The following is a 20,943-nucleotide window of genomic DNA, read 5'->3' as shown; positions in this document are numbered from 1 at the left end:
TGTTTTATGCTAGCTCATAATAATTATGGAAAAGATAATAGTAATTCAGAAGCCATATTTGGATCTCATTTCTAAGAATATAATAAATATAAAAAACAAGAGTATCTTCTCTTAAACCCTATATAGTTGATTATATAATATGAAAAATATTGAATAAATTAAGAGTTTTATGAGTGTATCATCAGTTTTTAAAGAGTTTTGTAATAATCTCATGATCTTAGAAAGTGAAAAAATAATAATTTATAGAAGATTTAGTTGTATATGCAAGGTTTTGAATATGAAGTATTGGAATTTGAAATCTGGCTATGGAGGCATGTTTATAGGTGCTTTTGGAAGAAAAACAGCTATCAAAGGTAATAAAGTTATAAAGATCATGTACATAATGCCAGACACTATAAGAAATAAATGTTTTAGACACAATAGTAATCCTCAACTTGAATTTTTAATAGATGTTAAAAAAACAATTAACCAAATTTATCCTAATGCGAGAATCAATAAGGATAGACAAACGATTCAAGTGTCTTTTTTTGATGATATGACTATCCATATAATACCAGTATTCAAAAACTTTGAGAAATTTGTGTATGCAGATATCTCTTTGGAAGGTTGTTGGAAGGTAATAGACCCAGTTTCTGAGATCAATGCCATAAGTATAGGGAATAAATCCACAGGTTTAAACTTTGTTAGGTTATGTAAAATGGCACATGCATGGAGGATAAATTGTAGTGTTCCAATTAAAGAAAAGCTTCTAGAAACACTTGCATATAATTTTTTATTTCAATGGGAGGGTAAATATTGTTCATACAACCGCTATGATATTATGTGTAACAATTTTTTTAAATATCTTAAAAACCTACCAAGTTCTCAAAAAAAATGGGAAGTACTAGGGAGTCATCAAATAATTTACAATCCAGAAAACTTTAAAGATCAAGTCAATTTAGCTTATTTCAATTCAAAAAAGGCTATTGATTTAGAAAAGAATAATAAATATTGCTTAGCAAGACAAAAATGGAGAACTGTTTTTGGAAACGAATTTGATCCACTCATAATGGAAAAAAGAATTAAAAAAAAGTATGGAGAATTAATATTAAATTATATTAAAAACAGGAACATAAAAAACCTGAAACATAAGAATAATATAATAATGAAATTACAAATTATTTTTTGGATATGTATAGTGTTAAGTACTCTGATTATTTGTTGGTTATGTTAGGAAATGAAATATTTATAAGTCTGTAAAGAACACCCTACACTCTTGACGTCAAGCTGAATTGCCTTCGTGCGTAGCAAGAAAATCGTATTTTTGTGTATGGTAAAAATTACGGAAGATATTTGGCATCATAATATTTCTGAATGCTATTATGATATTCAGTTATTAATAATTGGTAAATTAGTTGTTATTTATATTCGATAAGTCTTATCTTCATTGTGATGAAAACAAAAATAAAGAAAAGACATAGTCAAGAAGCACAGGAATTGATTCGTTACCGTGTAGCGTATTACCTAAAAAGTAAGAAAGGTACTCAAGTAATGTGCTGAGATATTCGGTCATATCCAGACGGGAGTAAACAAGATTTGGGTAAAATATATAAAGCTGGAGGTAAGAAAGCATTGAGGAATAAAAAACAAGGTGTAAAATAGGGAAAGAAGTTCAAGAAGAATCAAGCTTATAGGATAGGAGAACTTATTAAGAAAAAACATCTAGATCTTTCTAGTGTTGACCTAGATGGAAGTCATACTCCGGCAGTCAGAGGTGGTCAAGATGTAGAATACCAAGGAAGGAAAAAGCGAAAGACCACTAATGCTCTCTATCTTACTGATAGACAAGGATTACCTCTTGTTATGTCGGAACCTGTAGCCAGACATCATACCGACCTTTACAATATTGAAGTACAGTTCGAAATAGTTACAGCAACTCTTGAAGATGCCGATATACAAGCAGAAGGACTATTCTTAAACGCTGATGCAGGATTTGATTCCAAGGAATTTAGAAAAGCTTGTGGTCTAAAACAAATCAATGCTAATGTTTGCTTTAACAAACGTAACGGCAATACTGATAGGGATGAGTATTTTGATCAAAAACTATACGATCAAAGGTACGCTATTGAAAGAACCAATGCTTGGATGGATAGTTTTAGATCACTACTCAATAGATTTGATACCACTACAGAAAGCTGGAAAGGATTTAACTATCTAGCCTTTATGGTCATAGGAATTATAAAATTCAAAAAGAAAGTTCAAATCACTTCTTTGTTAAAATCGCTCTTGTTGATAGTTTCTGCAAAGAAATGGCTCTTGATATAGAACAAAGCTAAGATTTGATTACCTCGAAAATAAAGCGCAGAAAATATAGCTGTAATCAGCACTTGACTATCTGGTTATGTTCTTTATGGTTCATTTCTTTCAATAGATCGTCTATTACACAATAAATTGATATAACTTTGTCTTGGAGCATTTTGAGTTCTTTTTTGGAATTTGACAATCAAAAATAATGAACTTATGCGCTCCTTTTTTTTAGGAAACTTGGGTTATTTATACAAAAATTGGAACTTCAACTATTTAAGGTTTGTTAAACAATCTAATTTCAAGGTGTTGAGAGGTTAATAATCCAAGGTGTTCCTACTAAAAGATTATTTCAAATACTTGAAGGTATGATTAAATCATTGGTTGGAGATGATTTACAAGTAATTAGTATTTGAAAGGATGTTCAAATAATAGAAATGAATGTACAAAAGGATCACATTCATTTGATCTGCTCGATTCCACCAAAACTATCTATTTAGGAGTATATGGGTGTTTTGAAAGGTAAAATTGCAATAAAATTTTTCAAGACATACCCAAATTTAAAACAAAAAACCTATTGTGGGAATCATTTTTAGTCAAGAGGTTATTTCGTAAGTACAGTTGGACTAGATGAAGATATGATTAAGAGGTATGTGAAATATCAAGAACATCATGAATGAGCGTTATGATCCTTTGGGTCTAATCTGGAAATCAAAACTTCCGTTTTTAGCGGAGTTTTTTTACTTGAATATAAATCCCAAAGAGTCCTAAGGATTGGGACTATCATATTTAAGATAAGGTTTTAGTATTAATGAAATTAAATAAGAGTGTAACCCTTATGAAGCTATTAATAATGTAGGATGGGTTTTTATAAATGCTTCTAATTCAAACAAATTGTTAATAGAATGGTTAGATATTTCAACCTCTCCCGCTACAATCGGACATTTTTTTCCTCAAGCCAGACAATTTTGTCTGGCTTTTTCAATATTATGCCTTTCTAGATTATTCAATAAGAATCAAGATCAATTGGGATCAAGTTCAATTGTTGTGTTTAAGCAAATATCTTGGTTAATCTAAAGAGGAAGAATTCTATATTTTTAACCTCACTACTATACCAGAAGTTAGCGTAGTTGGTATATGGGTTTGTTTTAAATTACGAAATACTGTATCTCAGTATTTAACATATGATTTGGGAATAGCAATCAAATTAAAGGTATCTTTACCATGATAAAATTCGTAAAGGTTCAATTTAATTTTGTTTTTTCAAATTCAATATTCTTTTCTTGCTCTCTTTTTTTCTCGGCAATAGTGCAAAAAACATTTTTAGGCTAAATGTAAAGATAGCAAGATCAGTTTGGACGCTGTTTTCAATGTAGAACAAGTCCTCATAATTGAACATTTCTGTTTGTTTCTCAATCTTTTATGCTTATACGTCGTCCTCGAATTATACTTGGACAGGCTTAAAACAAAAGGCCGATAGTATCAAAAATCTAGTTTTTCCCGAAAGAACAAACTCTAACTTCTCAAAAAAAACGCTAAGAAGCAGAGTAAATAATTATATCAAACAAACATTAAACAGAATATTAAGTAATAAATACAAAGTAATGAAAGAAGGAACAGTAAAATTTTTCAATAATGCCAAAGGATTTGGCTTTATTAAACTCAAGGATTCTGATCAGGATGTCTTTGTACATCAAAGCGGTATTATAGATGAAATTCGTGAGAATGATAACGTAAAATTTACAATGGAAAGAGGTGAAAAGGGAATGAACGCAGTCAATGTTGAATTGATTAAATAACAAGTCCTGTCGCTTTGAAAATGTTGAAAAGCCATCTATTGAAGATGGCTTTTTATGTCTTATTTCCTATGCTGATGATATACTTAAATTTTGAGTATCTAAAACCCAAGTTCAAGGATAATTAAGATATTTAGATTGCCCGAGGAAGCTTAAATATATATTCTTAAAGCAAAACTCCCTACAAAAAAACAAAAAATGACAATACAGATAAAACTTTTCTTAATAGCGCTGATGTCATTTACCATTTGCCATTCCCAAGAAATAAATCAGATAAGACAATTAGAGAGGGTTTATCAAGGACAGGTTGAGGGTGGTTATTCGTTTTGTTATAAAACTGCATTTGGATTTGAAAGAATATTGGTTTTTAACGAAGTTTTGTCCGTTATACTTGAAAAATATCCATTACATATTGATAAACATGTCGGAGAAAATTTTATCATATCGTTTACTAAGGATATAATTATTGAGGGGAAAAAGAATAGAGAAGTCACAACCATATTACGTTTACAGAAGCTTGTGCCTGAACAACATCTTCGAAAATGATATAAAATCTTAATTCTTAACAAAAAACAAATACCTCGTCAAAATATAAGCATGAGTACAAAATTATTCATAAAATACATGGTCAGTTTACGATGCAAACTCATGGTGAAAGAAGAGTTAAAAAAACTTGGATTGCATTATGTCGTTTTAGAGTTAGGTGTTATAGAACTCTTAGAAGATATAACTAAAGAGCAACGTATTCAACTGAAGAAAAATCTAAGTAAATCTGGCTTAGAATTAATGGAAAATAAAAAAAGTATTCTAATTGAAAAAATAAGAAATGTCATTATCGAAATGATTCATTATACAGATGAATTACCTAAAGTCAATTATTCCGATTATTTAAGTGAAAAAATTGGCTATAACTATACATATCTAGCAAATATTTTTTCTGAAGTGAAAGGAATTACCATTCAGCAATTTATTATTATCCATAAAATTGAAAGGGTTAAAGAATTGCTTATTTATGATGAACTAAATCTCACCGAGATCTCCCATAAACTACACTACAGCAGTGTTGCGCATTTATCCAATCAATTCAAAAAATTGACAGGATTGACCCCTACATTTTATAAGCAATTAAAAGAAAAGCGTAAACAAAATCTGGAAGATTTATGACCAATTATATCATGTTAGCCAGATCTTAAGCATATAAACCAATCTTTTATACAAACTTACAGGATACCACTTTTTCAATTTTGCATCATTTAGATAAACCGATATATTGTTTTGATACTTACATATCACAAAATGCCCTTCATTAAGTTCAATGATTGCTGTTTTACCAGTAGCATTTCTTATCCTAATAGGTAAACCCATGGATAAAATTATTTTTTTATTCATAACCATAAAGGTGACCTGTTTTTTGCCAGAAACCATGCTTGTTGAAAGTTATTTCTATACTAAATAATCTTTTTCTGTATTGATATTTGAGAATGTGTGATATATGTAATATGGATTTAGTGTAGTATAACACAATGTATATTTAATTATCCCATTTTTGTAGTAAAATAAAAGCAAAATGGATGATCAAGATATAAATCAAATAAAGAATGCATTGAAAAATGGCAAATGGAAGAAATTATTCATTTTGGCATTTGTATTTATACTACTAATAGCATTTAAGCCATGGGTTCAAGTAGGAGCAGGTGAAAGAGGAATTGTTCAAAATTTTGGGGCAGTTCAAGATGTTGTACTGGAGGAAGGGATTCACTTTAAAGTACCAATAATGCAAACAGTGATTCTAATGGATGTAAAGATCCAAAAAACAATGACTGATGCTGCATCCTCTTCCTCAGACCTTCAGGATGTAGATTTATCAGTGGCCTTGAATTATCATATTATACCTGATAAAGCAAATTTAGTTTACCAAACCATTGGAGTAGAATTTAAAGAGCGTATTATTGATCCAGCCATTCAAGAGGTAATGAAAGCTGTTTCAGCCAGATATACTGCAGAAGAATTAATTACCAAAAGACCAGCCGTCAGTACCGAAATGCAACAGGCACTTACCTCAAGACTGCTTGCATCAAATATATCAGTTGATGCTTTCTCTATTATTTCTTTCAGCTTTTCTCAAACTTTTACTGATGCCATTGAAGCAAAACAAACTGCAGAACAAAATGCATTAAAGGCAAAGCGAGATTTGGATAGGATAAAAGTCGAGGCAGAGCAAACTATTGCTGCTGCAACAGCTGAAGCAGAGGCGTTGCGTTTACAAAAAATGAATATTTCACCTGATCTAATTGAACTCAGAAAGATAGAAGCAAATCTTAAAGCAATAGAAAAATGGAATGGAGTTTTACCACAAGTAACAGGTGCTGGCGCCATCCCATTTATTGGTGTAAGTGATGTGAGGAAAAAACAAAAAAGAGCATAGAATTAAAGGTCATTAAAAATTATAGTAAGTACTCTTTAAAACGAATGATTAGATTAAAGCATAATTTGTCTAACAGAATTTTTAAGTAATCCTTTTTATACATTTTAGTATGAACAAGTTAATATCAACCAGAATGTTTAATGGCAAATTCCATATTCGTATTGAGCAAGGTCGAAGTATGACAATCTAAAAATAATAAAAACAGCGGATGAAAATAATAGAGTTTATATCGAGCTGGAGTGACAATTACCTATTTATTATTGGTATTGTTATTATCATCACTATGGTTCTTATTAAATTATCGTTATGGATAATCAATAAGTATATTCTGCATACCTCAAAAAACTCTCAAATAGCGCCTACTCATTATCATTTTTTTAAAAATGCTGTTGCTTTTCTATTTTGGCTAATTGCCCTAGCTACCATTACTTTCCTAATCCCTCCTCTCAAAGCTTATGCACTTACGGTTTTTGCAAGTGCAGGTATTTTTCTAGCTATTCTTGGGTTAGCTGCGCAACAAGCCTTATCTAATATTGTTAGTGGAACTTTTATTGTTATTTTCAAGCCATTTAGAGTTGGTGATTTTATCACAATTGCTAATCAATATACAGGGACAGTAGAAGATATTACTTTAAGACACACAGTAATTGTCAATTTTGAAAATAGAAGGATCATTATCCCAAACTCAATAATAAGTGGTGAAACAGTTATTAATAGTAGTATTGCAAATGAAAAAATATGTCAATCAATTGAGATTGGAATAAGTTATGAAAGCAATATTGATATTGCCAAAACCATTATGAGAGAGGAGGCAGAAAAACACCCTTTTTGTATTGATAACCGATCTAAGAAAGAAAAAAATAGAAATATAGAAATTGTCCAGGTTTTTCTTATTGGTTTTGGTGAGAGTAGTGTAAACCTGAAAGCTAGAGTATGGTGTGATAATCCATACAAAGCTTTTGATATGCACTATGATATTAATCAATCTATTAAAAAAAGGTTTGATAAAGAAAGTATTGAAATCCCATATCCACACCGTACAGTTGTTTATAAGAAGCCTTTTAAAAAGAAGAGTGATATAATGCCTTCTTCATTATAATTAGACCCTTTTGTTTATGATTAATCAGAAAAACCTCAAATGATGAATTACTATCTAATCATATCCTAACAAATTGTAGTTCTGATATATTGGTTATTTAATATTCAAAATAATATTATTCAAAAGTGTGATATATGTAACGTAGGTTCAGCGTAATGTAACGCATTAAATCATTAATTAACTGATTTTTGTATACATATTAAAACTACCCATAACAGGTGAGCTACTAATATTATTAAAACAGAAAATCATGTCAAAAGAAAAAGAAGGTAAATCCAAGTCAGGTAAAAAAGCACCTGCAAAAAGCTTGAAAGAAAAAAGGGCTGCAAAAGCTGCAAAAAGAAAGGAGAAAAGGAGTGGTGAATGAACGTTATGTAAAAAATCATGATCATCTTATTCTAGTTTAGCATTAATCTTCTATCATATTATTCATGAAAAATCAAGAATTAGAAAAATCATTTAGACTTAATTTGGTTGACATTATTGATTATGTACCTAGATCTGTGGTTATGAAAGCAATCCTGAAGAAAAAAACAGGAACTGTAACTATATTATCATTTGATAGTGGAGAAGCGTTGCCCTCTAAAATATCTCCTTTTGACAATCTAATTCAGATTATAGACGGAGAAGCTGAGATTATTATTAATGAAGAATCAAATACGATTGAAACTGGTCACGTAATCATTATCCCAGCTCATACAAGAAATGTAGTAAAGGCTAATAAACGATTTAAAATGATGTCGATCATCATTAAAAGTGGTTATGAAGATGTGAGTATTTAGAATTTAAATATAAAGTATATGGAAGGGCAAGAAGGTAAATTCAAACCAGGTGATACTGTTTACGCCAAAGCAAATCCTGAAGTTAAATTGATTGTACGATTATACTACCGCCGAATATATTACTGTACGTTTGCAGAAGATCCTAAGAAAAAGGAAGTAGTGTTTTTTGAAAGAGAGCTTTTATAATGATTACTTAAAATGACTAAAGTTAAGAACAAAATAACACATACATAAAATGACACAAGAATTAGGCATAACAAAAAAGCAAAGCTTTCATTTTAACATTCCAAAAAAGAAGCCTAAGATTGCCTACTTCATATTGGTTCACCGTTTTCCTGGACAGTTCACACGATTGTTTAAAGCCATTTATCATCCAGAAAACCACTACTTAATACAGATCGATCAAGAGGTTGATATAAACATTGAAAAAGGTGTTAAAACATTTTTAGAAGATTACTCCAGCGTTTATCTTTTAAAAAGTGAAAATGTAGAGAGGGGAGGATATAGTACGGTACAGTCTCAAATTAATGGAATGAAATATCTCTTAAACCGTTGTCTGAAATGGGATTTTTTTATTAATCTAAGCGATCAGGATTTTCCTTTGAAATCTCAAGATTTTATTTTTGATTTTTTGAGAAGGAATAAAGAAAAAAACTTCATAAAAATAGCCAATCAAATTAAGAAGAAATCTGATACACTAAACCGCATTGAAAACCATTTTCATGAGATAGGTATTGGCTTTTCCGGCATACCCTATAAAAGATCTTTCATGAAAAATGTGACTTGGTATGTCGGCGGACAATGGATGATTTTGACCAGAGCATGCTGTGAATTTATTTGTCACAGTCCTGAAGTGAAAAAGTTTGAAGATTTCTATCGCAAGATCCTAATTGCCGATAAATCATTTTTTCAAACGGCACTAATGAATACTTCATTCAAAGAAACGATCATAAACGATGATAAGAGAGCTGTTGTAAGGATAGTTGATAGCAATATAAAATTGAAACCAAAAACTTTGACAAGAGCGGATATCGACTTCTTAATACAAGGAGACAACTTATTCGCCAGAAAATTCGATGAAAGAGTAGATGAATCTATATTGAATATTCTGGAGGAAGCTCTAGACACAAATCAAATAACAAATAATTCTAATAGTATTGATTTTAACCTTATTTCAACGCTTACTATTGATGCAAAAAAAAGTGATCTATTAGATCCGGAAACAATTATAAATCCGTCAATTCAACTACCAAAACCACTACTTAATGGTAGTAAATAAATAGTAAAATGGCTAAAACAAATATTACAAGAAGTTGGAGAGAACAAAAGGTAATGCTCAAACGGAGATTCACTTTTTTATCTGATAAAGATTTTGACTTTAAAGATGAACAAAAAGAAATAATGCTTGATAATCTTGCTATTAAACTTAAGAAAACCAGAGCAGAGCTAGAATCGCTTTTTGCAGAGCTTCAAACCTATTGAATTTTAATAATTAATAAAAAAGATCATGCATAAATTCAAAATACAACCGCTTGCCGATGGAGTCTTAGTAAAAGCAGATATAGCAGAAGAAAAATCAAAGGGAGGCATTATCATACCTGATAATGCTAAAGAAAAACCTCAAAAGGGAATCATACTGGCCGTTGGAAAGGGTAAAAAGGATGAACCCATGACTGTAAAAGTTGGTGATACGGTATTATACGGGAAATATTCTGGAACCGAAATTACTATTGGAGGTATTGATGCGCTTATTATGAAAGAATCAGACATCTTTGGTATTATTCAACCAACTACTACTTTAGAACTTATATAAGAATATTAAAACAGACATATTAGAAAAGAAAATATATTTTAGTTAAAGTACTACCTGAGTGTACTTAAGGAAAAGAGTATTGAATTACGCAATGAAAACATTTTTATAAAATACCACACGTCTAAAGATAAAAGAACACTTTATCTGGATAATTAAGAGTTGCCGATTGTACATACGACTCCTTTAAAATACCATAGTTAGCGTATTCCTTATTCTTTTCTACCGCCCAGCCAATATTGCCATAGTCAAAATGCCAATATTCTTTATGGTCACATACAAAATCTTCATCCTCGAAAAGTTTTATCAAGAGTTTGCGATTTTTCTTTGCTTCTTCGCTAATGTCAGGATGTTTGGGATAGCATTTTTTATTTAAATCAATGTGTAGTCCATCGTTGGTTCCAAAATCCATTACGCATTTCTTTCTCAAATCATAAATCAGCGCATCAACTGCCCCTCCTGTTGCATGAGTAGATTGCCTTTTTGGAGCAATAAACATTGACACTATTTCGTTAATTTCTTCTGCTGTTTTTTTAGGGTATTTCTTTTTCATAAAACTGGCTTTTTGATCCCATAGTTTTTGCTGATGTTCAAATGATCTCCAGGCTGATCTAATAATTAGTTTTTTGCCCAGATTATCCAGAAGCTTACTGATTCGACCTATTTTTTTATATACCTCTTTTCTAACCAAATAGCGATAGTTTTTTTGAATAGACTTTTCAAATATTAAATTAAAATCCGAATCCTGGAGACTTATCAACGGAGTGTGATCCTCATTAATTGGCATAGTAGCCGTATTCTTTTTGTGCAACCTGTCTTTTTCTTCTATTATGGCGCAATACGCTGCCGCACTTATAGGAGTGATAATGTTTTTAGAAATATAGGATGAATTCATTGCAGTAACTAATGCGCCATACTTTAATGTAAATGATACATCACTACCCACTTTTAAGTCCTCTTTTTTAGCATTGATGATGATGTGATCACCGCCGGCCCCCAAGATTTCAATATCTAATTTTGGAGTTAGCCCGGTCACCATTACGTCTTGTACACCCATTGCCAAGATAGCCCGTCGTATCATGCCTTGGTCTTTAAATTTTGGTTTGTTACCAAAAGAGTCCAGACCTATTTCACCATTGGGTACGGATGATTTGTTTTTCAATTCTATAACTTCAGCCACTAGCATAAAAGCGTCTTGATGAAGTTTTGGAATCGGTTTTCCTGTTAAGGGTTCATAACCCAAAAATATAGATTCTCCTAATCTCAAATTATTTATCCTGCCAACATCTTTTGTAGTGCTGAACCAATTATAATTAGCCGAATTTCCTCCTGAAATTATGGATAGTTTAATATGAAATTTTTTTTCAATACTAACAGCAATAGTAGACAGCATGTCCATCTTTTCTGTTGTGGGTTTAACTCCCGAAAAACAAGCAAGATTTGTACCTATTCCTTGAAGTTTGATACCTTTTAGAGCTAATACCTTTTTGATCGTATTTTCCAATAGTGATGGCACTATACCTTCGCGCAAATCTCCTAATTCTACCATAAGTATGATTTTATGGACCTTACCATGTAGGATAGCAAATTCTGAAAGTTTTTTTATTACAGATAGCTCTGAATTTAAACTCATATCGGTATCTAATACTACAGATTCTGCCTGACTTATCATAGGTGTCCTAATCAATAGGAAAGTAGCTTTTACACCAGCCTCTTGCATTTTTTTGATATTTGCTATTCTTGAGTCAGCAAGAATTTTTACCCCGCTCTTTACCAAAATATTAGCAATATGCGGATGCCCACAAACTCCTTTGGTAACAACGATTATATTGATGCCTTTTGACTGAAAAAGGGAACTTAGAACCTTGGCATTATGAGCGATTTTGCCAAGATTAATGTCTATTCTTGGGGTTGACATAGTAGTGGATTGACACGAATTAAATCGGGGAATATTTCATAAAGTTTTTCTATCAGCTTACTACAGTCGTTTTTTAAGACATCAGTGACAGGTAATTGGTACTTTTCTTCATAAGTCTTTGTTGTACTTTCAACTTCTTGGTCATTCATCTCTTCATGATTGATTGTAATTGCTATTACTTTGGAACCAGAGAAAGTTTCTAGCATTTTTATTTCACTTTCAAGTGTTGGCATGGGAATTTTAGGGAAATCACATCTGTTACGCCTTTTTGGTGGATGTTGAAGGATAATAGCCTTAGGCATAGCACCTCGAATGATTGCACTCGAAGAGGTAAATGCTGGATGACTAAGTGCGCCCTGTCCCTCTACTACAATAATATCGGGTTTTTCTTTGAGTGCTTCCAGAATAGCATTTTCAACTTCTCCAGTCGCAAAACCAGAACTTAGAACATCTATAGCAATACCATATTTTGAACCTTGGAGTATCCCTGTTTGACCTGTAGTTATAAAGATAGCGTTTAACCCCTCATTTTTTAGAGCTTCTACCAGCTTGAGTGCTGTAGTTCGCTTACCAACAGCACAATCTGTGCCTGATATTGTTATGATAGGGGTTTGAACATTTCTTATTTTGCCGGTAAATTGTTGAAGATTTTCTTTAGATGGTGGTTTTCTAACATCAAATATTGATACATTGTATTTTTTTGCGAGACTCATACAAACTTCATCTTCTGAAAGAAACTCTGGAAGTCCATTTACAATGTGTATTCCAGCCTTAATGGCGGTGTAAATAATTTTTTTCTCTTCATCATTAAGTAAGGGCTGTAGAGGAGCAATTCCGTAGATAAAATATTCTGGAATACTATCCAACATTTCGATAGCTTGATTAAAATTCTGAAATATTGGTATCCCATTTTTGATTCCATCTAAATATTCTCCTGCATCAAGACCTGATTTTGTACTATCAATAATACCAACGATTTTATACTTATCAGAATGCCGGACAAGACCGTTTGCTATTTTACCATCCAGTTTGCCATATTCATTTTCGCAGTAGACAATTGCTGATGTTTTCATAATTTGTGTGATTTAAGATAAAAAAAAGATTTCGGAATAATTTAACTTCCTATCAATGCTCTTGCCGTCAAACCTAATTCCCATCTATCAGGATCATTTTGAAATCCACAGTAGTAGATTCCATCAATATATCGCTTTACTATCAGCGAAATGCTGGGGTTTATTTTAGTAAATACCGTATCACCTACTTCATATTTTAGAATTACATTTTTATTCAGTTTCATAATTAATATTAGAAGAGGTTTATTTTTTTCATTTCTTTTGCCCCAGAGAATTAATTAATAAGTAAATAACCTCTGAGGATGAAAAGAATCAGCAAGAAAAATGACGATTTTAAAGAATCTATTCGAATGGCTTTAAGAGTTAGACTAATTATGTGTCGTCATTTATATTAAAATTGATCTATAACATTAATTTGTGTATTGTTTTAATATTTTCTTACTAAAGAATATTTGTTTTGTAAGGTTTTACTCAACTTTATTAAAAAAGGCAGAGTTTTGAATTTCTGCCTCTTTTTTTACCTGAAAATGTTTTGTAGTATATATCAAATACTCCGCATGCATTATCATTTTGGTAATTCTAGGTCGTTCAAGATTCATTTTTTGAAAACGATTATATTCTCATTTTATAATATTTATTACAAAGATCTTTATAATTAATCGATGCAAGGTTATACAATAGGAATTGAATGTTACATAAATCATAGGTTAAATTCTAACCTGTTTAATTAAATATTTAGAATGTAAATAGAAGAGTGTTTAGATGAAATATTTTATGATAAAAAATATCTTTAAACTGTCCTGAGAGTTGGGAGTAGCATATAAAAAATACTAAAATATTACCCCTAGTATTTAGGATAATATTTTAGTATTAATGAAAACAAATAAGAATGTAGCCCTTATTATGCTATTAATAATGTAGAATGAGTTTTTATAAATGCTTCTAATTCAAATAAATTGTCAATAGAATGGTTAGGTATTTCAATCTCTCCCGCTACTAGCAGTGACAAGGGTTTCAATAAATTGAAGCCCTTTTTTTATGCCCTATGTGAAACAAATAGTACTTTTGCTAAACAAAACTTCAGCTACATATATACTTGGAATTATTCTAAAACCTCAATGAGTTACCTCAATAAAAACAGGAGATGTTCTTCTTAATCTATAATGAGGATTCTCTTTAAAATGGTTTTTATATCGAAAATTGTTACAGTAGATCCCTTTTTAGCTTTTTCTAATGCAATCTTAGCCTCAGAGTTTAGTCTATTTCCTGTAACACTAATTGGCGGCTGTTCATCTACCTTAAATTTAAAACCTTTGACTTCAACATGAAGGTTAAAATCAAAATCCGGAATAATAGCTCCTATTGCCGCATTTTCAATAACCCTCCTTGACGTCTTTATATTACCATCTTCCGCACGCAATGTTCCTACGGGGCTAGGAATATCTTTAATCCTAAATTTCTTTTTATCGGTTACTACAGTACCATTTGCAAGTTTACCGCTTACTTTAATATTTATTTTACGAGCCTTTGTTTTTCCAACATCAATTATATATTCTTCTGACCCATTTATTTTTTCGTTAACCACCATTAACAGCATTTATTAAAATAGTAGCTGCAATCCCGAAACCTGCTCCAGAGACAAATAAATTCCATTTAAAATGCTCTCCTTTAATGAGTTTTGTATAGAACCATAAGAAAATCATAAAAAGGAGAACAATAAACAATTGCCCAACCTCTATACCAATGTTAAATGCAAACAAAGGCATAATAATATTATCCCCAAACAGCATAAATTTAAAATTGCTAGCAAATGCTAATCCATGAATCAGCCCAAAAGCCAGAGCAATTCCATATTTTATTTTAGTATCCGAAAATTTGCTATGCTTGTCATAATTAATAATGTTTGCTACGGCCGTAATCATTATTGTGAAAGGAATTAGCATATCTATGATTTCAGAATTCGCCGGAATTATGTCCAAGGCACTTAATATAAGAGTTCCACTATGTCCTATAGTAAAAGCTGTAATGATCACTAGTATTTGTTTCCATTGTGTTAATCGAAAAGCTGCACATAGTGTCATCACAAATAACAGGTGATCATACGCATTTATATCCACGATATGATTCCATCCGTTAATAAAAAAAGAACTTAAATTATTCATTGGTATATATTTTATAAATCAATTGGTAAAGAATGGTCATTAAATGTCGCTTCAAAGTAATTTTCAGTAATAAAAGGAGGTATGCGTACCGTAATCATATTGGTTTGCATAAACGTGAACTCTTCAAAAAATAGCGTGTTTTCTATACAAAATTGATCTCCTTTTTTTATAGGTAAAACATCTTGTGAAAACTTGAGAATAAATACATTGTGCTCTTCCAGAACCTTAGAATCTTTATATTTTAGAGGAAATTTTTGATCATTAATGGTTATCGAATAGTATTTTTCAAAATAATCTTCAATTCCCTTCTTATCTTCTTTTGTTAGGTTTGAAAGATTAATGTTTTTGGTGAATGTATTGTTTATACTATACGTAAAATCATCAATAAAAACTCTGCATTCTATTCTTAAACTAGTAGTTTTAGGATGGTATTCAATTAGAGATGAGGTTAATTTAATGGGATGCGCATTTCTAAAAGATGTAGAAAAAAACAGGACACTTAATAGCAACAATATCTTATATAATTTTATTTCCGGCTTCATTTTAGCGTATTTTTTTATTTACAGGGTATCTGTTTTGCTAACCTTTTTATAGTTGTCTCCAGTATGTAAGGAGTTATTTTTTCCAAGGTGTAAACAAATACAGATTTTTTGAATTAATTTGTTTATAAAATGGTTTATTTGATATGTACTTAAGCGTTATCCGAAAATTTCGGAAAGCTTTTATAAGTGATTAAAATTTGTGGCATTAGAAAATAGAGGAAAGAGTAATTGTATTTTTCTACAATTTCACATGCTTATATATGATCATATATACAAATTATGTTTTTTACTAACAAAAGTAAAAACACTAATAAAAAAGTACAGCTCTAAATTAAAAATGTGGGTGGAGGTTTGTTATAGATGCTTTTAGGTAGTGTAATACTGTATTGTGATGTTTCGTAACAAAAATTGGTTTTGTATTCAGGAAAATCTATGATAGATTTTTGTTCTACCTCGACAAATGCACTACCAGTAAAAGGCGTAAGTTTATTAGATGCCGTAATGATTTCACATAATTCACAATGTACTTGATCATCATCAGAGAAGTGAGAAAAAGCATGAACATCAACAATTCTAAGAAATAGAAAAGTGGAGACAAAAAAGAAAGAGATAATATTTTTCCAGATATCTGTTCTCACGCTTTAAATATAGGAATTAATACGGTACTCCAATCTTAAATATGTTTACAAGGAGTGATTTTCAGCAAAAATTAAGAGAAAATTACATATTTGTTTAACATTGGAAATGTTTTTAAATGAAATTGAAATAATTAATATTAGAGCAAATATTTTATCAATAAAAGAGTTTAATATCTTTGAATAGTAAATACATTAATCATGAAAACACTTAGTAAATTAACGGTAATTGCAGTAGTCTTTTTCTTTGTTTCTTGTAAGCAAAACCCAGCTGAAGCTCCAGAGCACAAAGCCATGGTAGAAAAACATAAAGAAATGGAAACTTCTCATGAAGCAATGGCTCAAGAACATAACAGTATGAAAGATGATCATCAACAAATGGCAGATGCACATAAAGCTATCGAGAATGATTCTATTCATATGGTAACCGAAAAAAATCATTTAGCATTATTGTCCAAACATAGCGAACTTATTGAAAATCATAAGGTTTTGATAGAAAATCATGCAGCGTTAGAAACAAAACATGCTTCAGGAGAGCTTACATTGGAACAAATGACTTCAGAGCATGAATCTATGAAAGTAGAGCACGAAAATATGGAGAAAGAGCATGAAGGTATAGCGGGAGAGCACAAACGGATTACTGAAGAAGATCAAAAAATGATGAAAGAAGATCAAGAGAAAGCAACTGAAGAAAATTCAGATAAAAAATAAAAAAGGCATCTATAAACTATAGAAAAGCCAAATCGTTCCCTAGAGTTCAATTTGGCTTTTTAAGTTGTAAAACATTGATTTTGGTGATCTTTTTGAGATATCGTACTTTTTATCTTTACTGTGTTTAATAAGTTCTGTAGTGATCTAATGACAAGATTACTTCCTTTTGTTTTTATATAGACTTGATAGTTAAATATTTATAGCTATTGTGGATCACTGAATCAAAAATATAACTCGGTATAGTTGAGAGCCAAGGTTTGGTTATTCCAAAATACAAGGTAGAAACCAGAGTTGTGGCAATTACTTACTAATCAGGATAATAATAATTCTTGTACCCTTTATAATTCATTTCTTTCAGTAGGTCATCGACCAAACAGTATATTGCTATAACTTTGTCTTAGCGTATTTCGGGCTGTTGTTAAGGTTTGCACCTTAAAAATACAAATCCATTTTACCCTTATTTTTCGGAAACTTGAATCAATTAAATGCGAATCAGTTACAATAAATTCGTTTCTGAAGTTCCAAATTTGCACTTAAAGTACTCTTTCGATAAACCAAAATAGGCCAACCAAGGCAATCATTAGAGATGCTGGAATTTGTATCCGCCGACGATACCAGCTCTTGTGTCGAATAAACCATACTAATGCGGAAGCGGTAACTAATACCAGCAACTGACCAATTTCTACACCGATATTGAATGCTAGTAACGAAGGAATAAAATTGTTTTTAGGTAATCCATATTCACTTAACACAGTCGCAAAGCCTAAGCCGTGTAGTAAGCCGAAGCTGAATACGATGAAAGGTCTCCATTTGTTTGTTTGTTTAAATACACAATTTTCGACTGCTACCCAAACGATAGACAGCGCAATAAGAGGTTCGACTATATCGATTGGAGCCTGTACAAAACCAAATGCAGCCAGGGCTAAGGTGATTGTGTGAGCAAGGGTAAAAGCGGTTACCTGCCAAAGCAAGCGTCCTAAAATAAGGCTGGAAAAAAATAACCCTAATACAAAAAGAATATGATCTAAACCTTTTGGGATGATGTGCTCAACACCTGCCTTAATAAATAACAAAAATTTTTCTTGCCAAGGCATGGCCTCCAGTTTACGCATACGCTGACGTTTTATGGCTGCTATTAATTCATATTCGGCAGTTATTCCCTTATCTAGGAAGTCAAGTTCCCCCAGTTCGATTTCTAATATAACAAGTTCGTCTTCAGGGTGAGAGAAAACTACAGAACTAGAACACAAGAAGGCGCAGAAAATAAGAGTTTTAAGAAATCTCATAAGCATAACAGGGATATTTTAAACAAAAGCGGCTCGGTTTTCCGCACCGCTTCTCAAATTGTTTTAGCTGAGTTAGTCAGTTGAACCGTCTAACCCTCTTACTTTCAGTAAGGCGTCTATTTTGGGTTGACGTCCACGGAATTGTTTATAAAGTTCCATTGCTTCTTCAGTTGAGCCTTTTTGATAAACATAAGTTCTCAACTTTGCAGCAAGTTCTGGGTCAAATACATTTCCTGCTTCTTTAAATGCTTCAAAACCGTCTGAGTCAAGTACAGCAGAGTGAACATAACTATAGTATCCAGAAGCATATCCACCTGCAAAGATATGTGCAAAGTAGGTGCTACGATAACGAGGTGCTATTTCGTTAATCAAGCCAATTTTAGCTAGAGAAGCTTCTTCAAAAGCATCTGCATCTTTAACATCTTCCTCTGCTTTAATGGTGTGCCAATCCATATCCAGTAATGATGCTGCCAGATATTCGGTATTTGCAAAACCTTGATTAAACTTAGAGGTTTTTAGTAATTTGTCGATTAACTCGTCAGGAATAACTTCGCCTGTTTTATAGTGAGTTGCGAATGATTTCAGGATTTCGGGCTCGCTTGCCCAATGTTCAAGAATTTGTGCTGGAAACTCGGTAAAATCACGAGGTCCAGATGTACCTGCCATACTACCGTAGGTAACATTAGTTAAAATACCATGCATAGCATGACCAAATTCATGAAATAAGGTAGTGACGTTTTCAAAACTGAGTAACGCCGGATCATCGCCAACAGGAGCAGGGAAATTACATACATTTACTACGATTGGGCGTTCTTTGCCATCAAGATTTGATTGTCCTTTAAAACTATTCATCCATGCTCCGCCACGTTTGTTAGAACGAGTGAAATAATCACCAATAAAAATCCCTAGGTGGCTACCATCTTTATCTTTTACTTCCCAAACACGTGCATCTGGATGATAAACATTAATATCGAATAACTCTGTATATGTTAAGCCCCATAATTTGTTTGTGGTTGCAAATACACCGTTAAGCACATTATCTAATGATAAGTACGGTTTCAATGCCGCTTCATCTAAATCATATTTAGCTTTTCGAACTTTCTCAGAATACTGCCACCAGTCCCAAGCCGCTATTTTAAAATCGTGGCCTTCTTTATCTACAACTGCCTGCATATCGGCAACTTCTACTTTGGCTCTTTCCAATGCAGGTTTCCATAACTGCATTAATAAATCATAAACTTCTGCTGGTGTTTTTAGCATACGTTCTTCTAACACAAAATGCGCGTGAGTTTCGTAACCCATTAGTTGAGCACGCTCTGCACGCAGTTTTGCTATTTTTGCAGCGACCTTTTTATTATCTGTTTGATTATCATTATCACCACGTTGTGTATAAGCTGTGTATAATTGCTCACGTAAGTCGCGTCGGTTGGATTCGGTTAGGAATGGATACATACTGCTACGATGCGGCGTAAATACATATTTGTCTTTGTATTTTACTTTCTCTTCGTCAGTTTTGGCTTTCTCCATTTTTTGTGTAGCTGTTTCTGCCGCCGCCGCTATAATACCATCTGATAGGCCATCTAAGTGGTCTTTGTCCAAAATAAGTTCAAAACTATTGGTTTCAGCTAATAGATTTTGACCAAATGCGGTTTTGAGCTCAGAAATTTTAGAATTGATTTCTGTAATTTTAGCTTTTTGTTCTTTATCCAACAATGCACCACTACGAACAAATGACTTACGTGTATTTTCTAAAAGTTTACGTTGTTCGTTACTTAGGTTAAGGTTCTCACGCTCTTTATAAATTGTTTCAACTCTTTTGAAAAGCTCTTTATTTAGCTTTATTTTGTCGTAGTGAGCAGAAATTAGTGGACTTAATTCACGTTGTAATTCTTGTAATTTTTGGTTAGTATTTGAACCTGTTAAATTATAAAAAACACGTTGCACTTTGGTAAATAACTTTCCAGTTCTTTCTAATTCTTCAAGCGTATTGGCAACCGTAGGCGCTTCAGAATTATTTACGATTACATCAATCTCGGCAAGGTTTTCTTCCATACCTTTTTTAAACGCTGGCATGTAATGCTCATCCTTAATTTTATTAAAAGGTGGTACCCCAAATGAGGTATCCCATTCTTGATAAAATGGGTTGTCTGATACTTGTGATACTTCCGTTTTAGTTTTGTCTGTTTCAGTTTTACAAGCACTAAAAAGCGCTAGTGTAATAATAAAAAGAAGTTTTTTCATTCTTGGTTTTATTTATGATTTTATAAATAAAGTTGTTTTAATTAGATAGTTGAAACTAAGAAATTTTAACAGTTCGCTTGAAAACTTTCTTAAACTAGTTTCTTTTAACTGTTTAATAATACAACTTGTTCTTAGGGTTAGGATCATATTAAATACTATATTTATAACCGCTCTCTATAG

The 20,943-nt window shown here is 31.8% G+C and carries 23 protein-coding genes; 14 read left to right on the top strand and 9 right to left on the bottom strand.

Annotated elements, in window-relative coordinates; translation table 11 throughout:
• Positions 1-169 precede the first annotated feature (169 nt).
• From ATE84_RS00220 to groES, 13 genes are all read left to right on the top strand, one after another.
• Complete coding sequence (locus ATE84_RS00220) at positions 170-1,213, top strand: hypothetical protein (protein WP_101444828.1); 1,044 nt, start codon at positions 170-172, stop codon at positions 1,211-1,213.
• A 461-nt stretch (positions 1,214-1,674) separates the two neighbouring features.
• Complete coding sequence (locus ATE84_RS00215; RefSeq protein WP_143273536.1) at positions 1,675-2,304, top strand: transposase; 630 nt, start codon at positions 1,675-1,677, stop codon at positions 2,302-2,304.
• Between the two features lie 407 nt (positions 2,305-2,711).
• Complete coding sequence (locus tag ATE84_RS26520; RefSeq protein ID WP_304528990.1) at positions 2,712-2,783, top strand: transposase; 72 nt, start codon at positions 2,712-2,714, stop codon at positions 2,781-2,783.
• Positions 2,784-3,887: 1,104 nt separating this feature from the next.
• The gene (locus ATE84_RS00205) at positions 3,888-4,082 is read left to right on the top strand and encodes a cold-shock protein (RefSeq protein ID WP_101444824.1); all 195 of its coding nucleotides are present in this window, start codon (positions 3,888-3,890) and stop codon (positions 4,080-4,082) included.
• Positions 4,083-4,277: 195 nt separating this feature from the next.
• Positions 4,278-4,625, top strand: coding sequence for a hypothetical protein (locus ATE84_RS00200; protein ID WP_101444823.1), 348 nt, complete (start codon positions 4,278-4,280; stop codon positions 4,623-4,625).
• A 78-nt stretch (positions 4,626-4,703) separates the two neighbouring features.
• Positions 4,704-5,243, top strand: a complete 540-nt coding sequence (locus ATE84_RS00195; RefSeq protein WP_101450752.1) for an AraC family transcriptional regulator — start codon at positions 4,704-4,706, stop codon at positions 5,241-5,243.
• A 403-nt stretch (positions 5,244-5,646) separates the two neighbouring features.
• Entirely contained in the window at positions 5,647-6,504 is an 858-nt protein-coding gene (locus tag ATE84_RS00185) for a prohibitin family protein (RefSeq protein ID WP_101444820.1), read from the top strand.
• A gap of 208 nt (positions 6,505-6,712) precedes the next feature.
• The gene (locus tag ATE84_RS00180; RefSeq protein ID WP_101444818.1) at positions 6,713-7,603 is read left to right on the top strand and encodes a mechanosensitive ion channel family protein; all 891 of its coding nucleotides are present in this window, start codon (positions 6,713-6,715) and stop codon (positions 7,601-7,603) included.
• A 431-nt stretch (positions 7,604-8,034) separates the two neighbouring features.
• The gene (locus ATE84_RS00175; protein ID WP_101444817.1) at positions 8,035-8,385 is read left to right on the top strand and encodes a cupin domain-containing protein; all 351 of its coding nucleotides are present in this window, start codon (positions 8,035-8,037) and stop codon (positions 8,383-8,385) included.
• 18 nt (positions 8,386-8,403) lie between these two features.
• Positions 8,404-8,571, top strand: a complete 168-nt coding sequence (locus tag ATE84_RS26430; protein WP_199176844.1) for a hypothetical protein — start codon at positions 8,404-8,406, stop codon at positions 8,569-8,571.
• 49 nt (positions 8,572-8,620) lie between these two features.
• Complete coding sequence (locus tag ATE84_RS00170; RefSeq protein WP_101444815.1) at positions 8,621-9,664, top strand: beta-1,6-N-acetylglucosaminyltransferase; 1,044 nt, start codon at positions 8,621-8,623, stop codon at positions 9,662-9,664.
• An 8-nt stretch (positions 9,665-9,672) separates the two neighbouring features.
• The gene (locus ATE84_RS00165; protein WP_101444814.1) at positions 9,673-9,867 is read left to right on the top strand and encodes a general stress protein CsbD; all 195 of its coding nucleotides are present in this window, start codon (positions 9,673-9,675) and stop codon (positions 9,865-9,867) included.
• 25 nt (positions 9,868-9,892) lie between these two features.
• Positions 9,893-10,198 carry a co-chaperone GroES gene (gene groES / locus ATE84_RS00160; RefSeq protein WP_101444812.1) on the top strand — a complete coding sequence of 102 codons (306 nt, stop codon included), beginning with the start codon at positions 9,893-9,895 and terminating at the stop codon, positions 10,196-10,198.
• A 121-nt stretch (positions 10,199-10,319) separates the two neighbouring features.
• On the opposite strand, the gene ATE84_RS25945 is transcribed toward groES, so the two are convergent.
• The 7 genes from ATE84_RS25945 to ATE84_RS00125 all read right to left on the bottom strand — a co-directional run bounded on the left by ATE84_RS25945 (position 10,320) and on the right by ATE84_RS00125 (position 16,528).
• Positions 10,320-12,113 carry an alanine racemase gene (locus ATE84_RS25945; protein ID WP_158237141.1) on the bottom strand — a complete coding sequence of 598 codons (1,794 nt, stop codon included), beginning with the start codon at positions 12,111-12,113 and terminating at the stop codon, positions 10,320-10,322.
• On the bottom strand, positions 12,095-13,186 hold the full coding sequence (locus tag ATE84_RS00150) for a DUF1611 domain-containing protein (protein ID WP_101444810.1): 1,092 nt from the start codon (positions 13,184-13,186) through the stop codon (positions 12,095-12,097). Before ATE84_RS00150 ends, ATE84_RS25945 begins: the two co-directional genes overlap by 19 nt.
• Before the next feature lie 41 nt (positions 13,187-13,227).
• Positions 13,228-13,410 carry a hypothetical protein gene (locus tag ATE84_RS00145; protein ID WP_101444809.1) on the bottom strand — a complete coding sequence of 61 codons (183 nt, stop codon included), beginning with the start codon at positions 13,408-13,410 and terminating at the stop codon, positions 13,228-13,230.
• A gap of 929 nt (positions 13,411-14,339) precedes the next feature.
• Positions 14,340-14,774, bottom strand: a complete 435-nt coding sequence (locus ATE84_RS00140) for a GldM family protein (RefSeq protein WP_158237140.1) — start codon at positions 14,772-14,774, stop codon at positions 14,340-14,342.
• Positions 14,764-15,348 (bottom strand): HupE/UreJ family protein, encoded by a 585-nt coding sequence (locus ATE84_RS00135; protein ID WP_101444807.1) that lies wholly within the window; start codon positions 15,346-15,348, stop codon positions 14,764-14,766. The genes ATE84_RS00140 and ATE84_RS00135 overlap by 11 nt, the downstream gene beginning before the upstream one ends.
• A gap of 11 nt (positions 15,349-15,359) precedes the next feature.
• Positions 15,360-15,890 carry a DUF6702 family protein gene (locus tag ATE84_RS00130; RefSeq protein WP_101444806.1) on the bottom strand — a complete coding sequence of 177 codons (531 nt, stop codon included), beginning with the start codon at positions 15,888-15,890 and terminating at the stop codon, positions 15,360-15,362.
• A gap of 326 nt (positions 15,891-16,216) precedes the next feature.
• Positions 16,217-16,528: a hypothetical protein gene (locus tag ATE84_RS00125; RefSeq protein WP_101444805.1), complete on the bottom strand. Its 312-nt coding sequence runs from the start codon at positions 16,526-16,528 to the stop codon at positions 16,217-16,219.
• Positions 16,529-16,726: 198 nt separating this feature from the next.
• Between ATE84_RS00125 and ATE84_RS00120 the strand changes: the two genes are divergently transcribed.
• The gene (locus ATE84_RS00120; protein ID WP_101444804.1) at positions 16,727-17,236 is read left to right on the top strand and encodes a hypothetical protein; all 510 of its coding nucleotides are present in this window, start codon (positions 16,727-16,729) and stop codon (positions 17,234-17,236) included.
• Positions 17,237-17,769: 533 nt separating this feature from the next.
• On the opposite strand, the gene ATE84_RS00115 is transcribed toward ATE84_RS00120, so the two are convergent.
• Both ATE84_RS00115 and ATE84_RS00110 read right to left on the bottom strand, forming a co-directional pair.
• The gene (locus tag ATE84_RS00115; protein WP_101444803.1) at positions 17,770-18,528 is read right to left on the bottom strand and encodes a HupE/UreJ family protein; all 759 of its coding nucleotides are present in this window, start codon (positions 18,526-18,528) and stop codon (positions 17,770-17,772) included.
• Positions 18,529-18,594: 66 nt separating this feature from the next.
• Positions 18,595-20,763, bottom strand: a complete 2,169-nt coding sequence (locus tag ATE84_RS00110; protein WP_101444802.1) for a M3 family metallopeptidase — start codon at positions 20,761-20,763, stop codon at positions 18,595-18,597.
• Between the last annotated feature and the right edge of the window lie 180 nt (positions 20,764-20,943).

Source organism: Aquimarina sp. MAR_2010_214 (genome assembly GCF_002846555.1).
Classification (GTDB): domain Bacteria; phylum Bacteroidota; class Bacteroidia; order Flavobacteriales; family Flavobacteriaceae; genus Aquimarina.
This window is presented reverse-complemented; position numbering and strand designations above follow the sequence as displayed.

Coding starts and splice junctions, on each gene's coding strand:
- ATE84_RS00120 (WP_101444804.1), top strand. CDS start 16,727: ATGAAAACACTTAGTAAATTAACGGTAATTGCAGTAGTCTTTTTCTTT.
- ATE84_RS00200 (WP_101444823.1), top strand. CDS start 4,278: ATGACAATACAGATAAAACTTTTCTTAATAGCGCTGATGTCATTTACC.
- ATE84_RS00195 (WP_101450752.1), top strand. CDS start 4,704: ATGGTCAGTTTACGATGCAAACTCATGGTGAAAGAAGAGTTAAAAAAA.
- ATE84_RS00135 (WP_101444807.1), bottom strand. CDS start 15,348: ATGAATAATTTAAGTTCTTTTTTTATTAACGGATGGAATCATATCGTG.
- ATE84_RS00145 (WP_101444809.1), bottom strand. CDS start 13,410: ATGAAACTGAATAAAAATGTAATTCTAAAATATGAAGTAGGTGATACG.
- ATE84_RS00185 (WP_101444820.1), top strand. CDS start 5,647: ATGGATGATCAAGATATAAATCAAATAAAGAATGCATTGAAAAATGGC.
- ATE84_RS00180 (WP_101444818.1), top strand. CDS start 6,713: ATGAAAATAATAGAGTTTATATCGAGCTGGAGTGACAATTACCTATTT.
- ATE84_RS26430 (WP_199176844.1), top strand. CDS start 8,404: ATGGAAGGGCAAGAAGGTAAATTCAAACCAGGTGATACTGTTTACGCC.
- ATE84_RS00220 (WP_101444828.1), top strand. CDS start 170: ATGAGTGTATCATCAGTTTTTAAAGAGTTTTGTAATAATCTCATGATC.
- ATE84_RS00205 (WP_101444824.1), top strand. CDS start 3,888: ATGAAAGAAGGAACAGTAAAATTTTTCAATAATGCCAAAGGATTTGGC.
- groES (WP_101444812.1), top strand. CDS start 9,893: ATGCATAAATTCAAAATACAACCGCTTGCCGATGGAGTCTTAGTAAAA.
- ATE84_RS00150 (WP_101444810.1), bottom strand. CDS start 13,186: ATGAAAACATCAGCAATTGTCTACTGCGAAAATGAATATGGCAAACTG.
- ATE84_RS00175 (WP_101444817.1), top strand. CDS start 8,035: ATGAAAAATCAAGAATTAGAAAAATCATTTAGACTTAATTTGGTTGAC.
- ATE84_RS00140 (WP_158237140.1), bottom strand. CDS start 14,774: ATGGTGGTTAACGAAAAAATAAATGGGTCAGAAGAATATATAATTGAT.
- ATE84_RS25945 (WP_158237141.1), bottom strand. CDS start 12,113: ATGTCAACCCCAAGAATAGACATTAATCTTGGCAAAATCGCTCATAAT.
- ATE84_RS00130 (WP_101444806.1), bottom strand. CDS start 15,890: ATGAAGCCGGAAATAAAATTATATAAGATATTGTTGCTATTAAGTGTC.
- ATE84_RS00170 (WP_101444815.1), top strand. CDS start 8,621: ATGACACAAGAATTAGGCATAACAAAAAAGCAAAGCTTTCATTTTAAC.
- ATE84_RS00115 (WP_101444803.1), bottom strand. CDS start 18,528: ATGCTTATGAGATTTCTTAAAACTCTTATTTTCTGCGCCTTCTTGTGT.
- ATE84_RS00110 (WP_101444802.1), bottom strand. CDS start 20,763: ATGAAAAAACTTCTTTTTATTATTACACTAGCGCTTTTTAGTGCTTGT.
- ATE84_RS00165 (WP_101444814.1), top strand. CDS start 9,673: ATGGCTAAAACAAATATTACAAGAAGTTGGAGAGAACAAAAGGTAATG.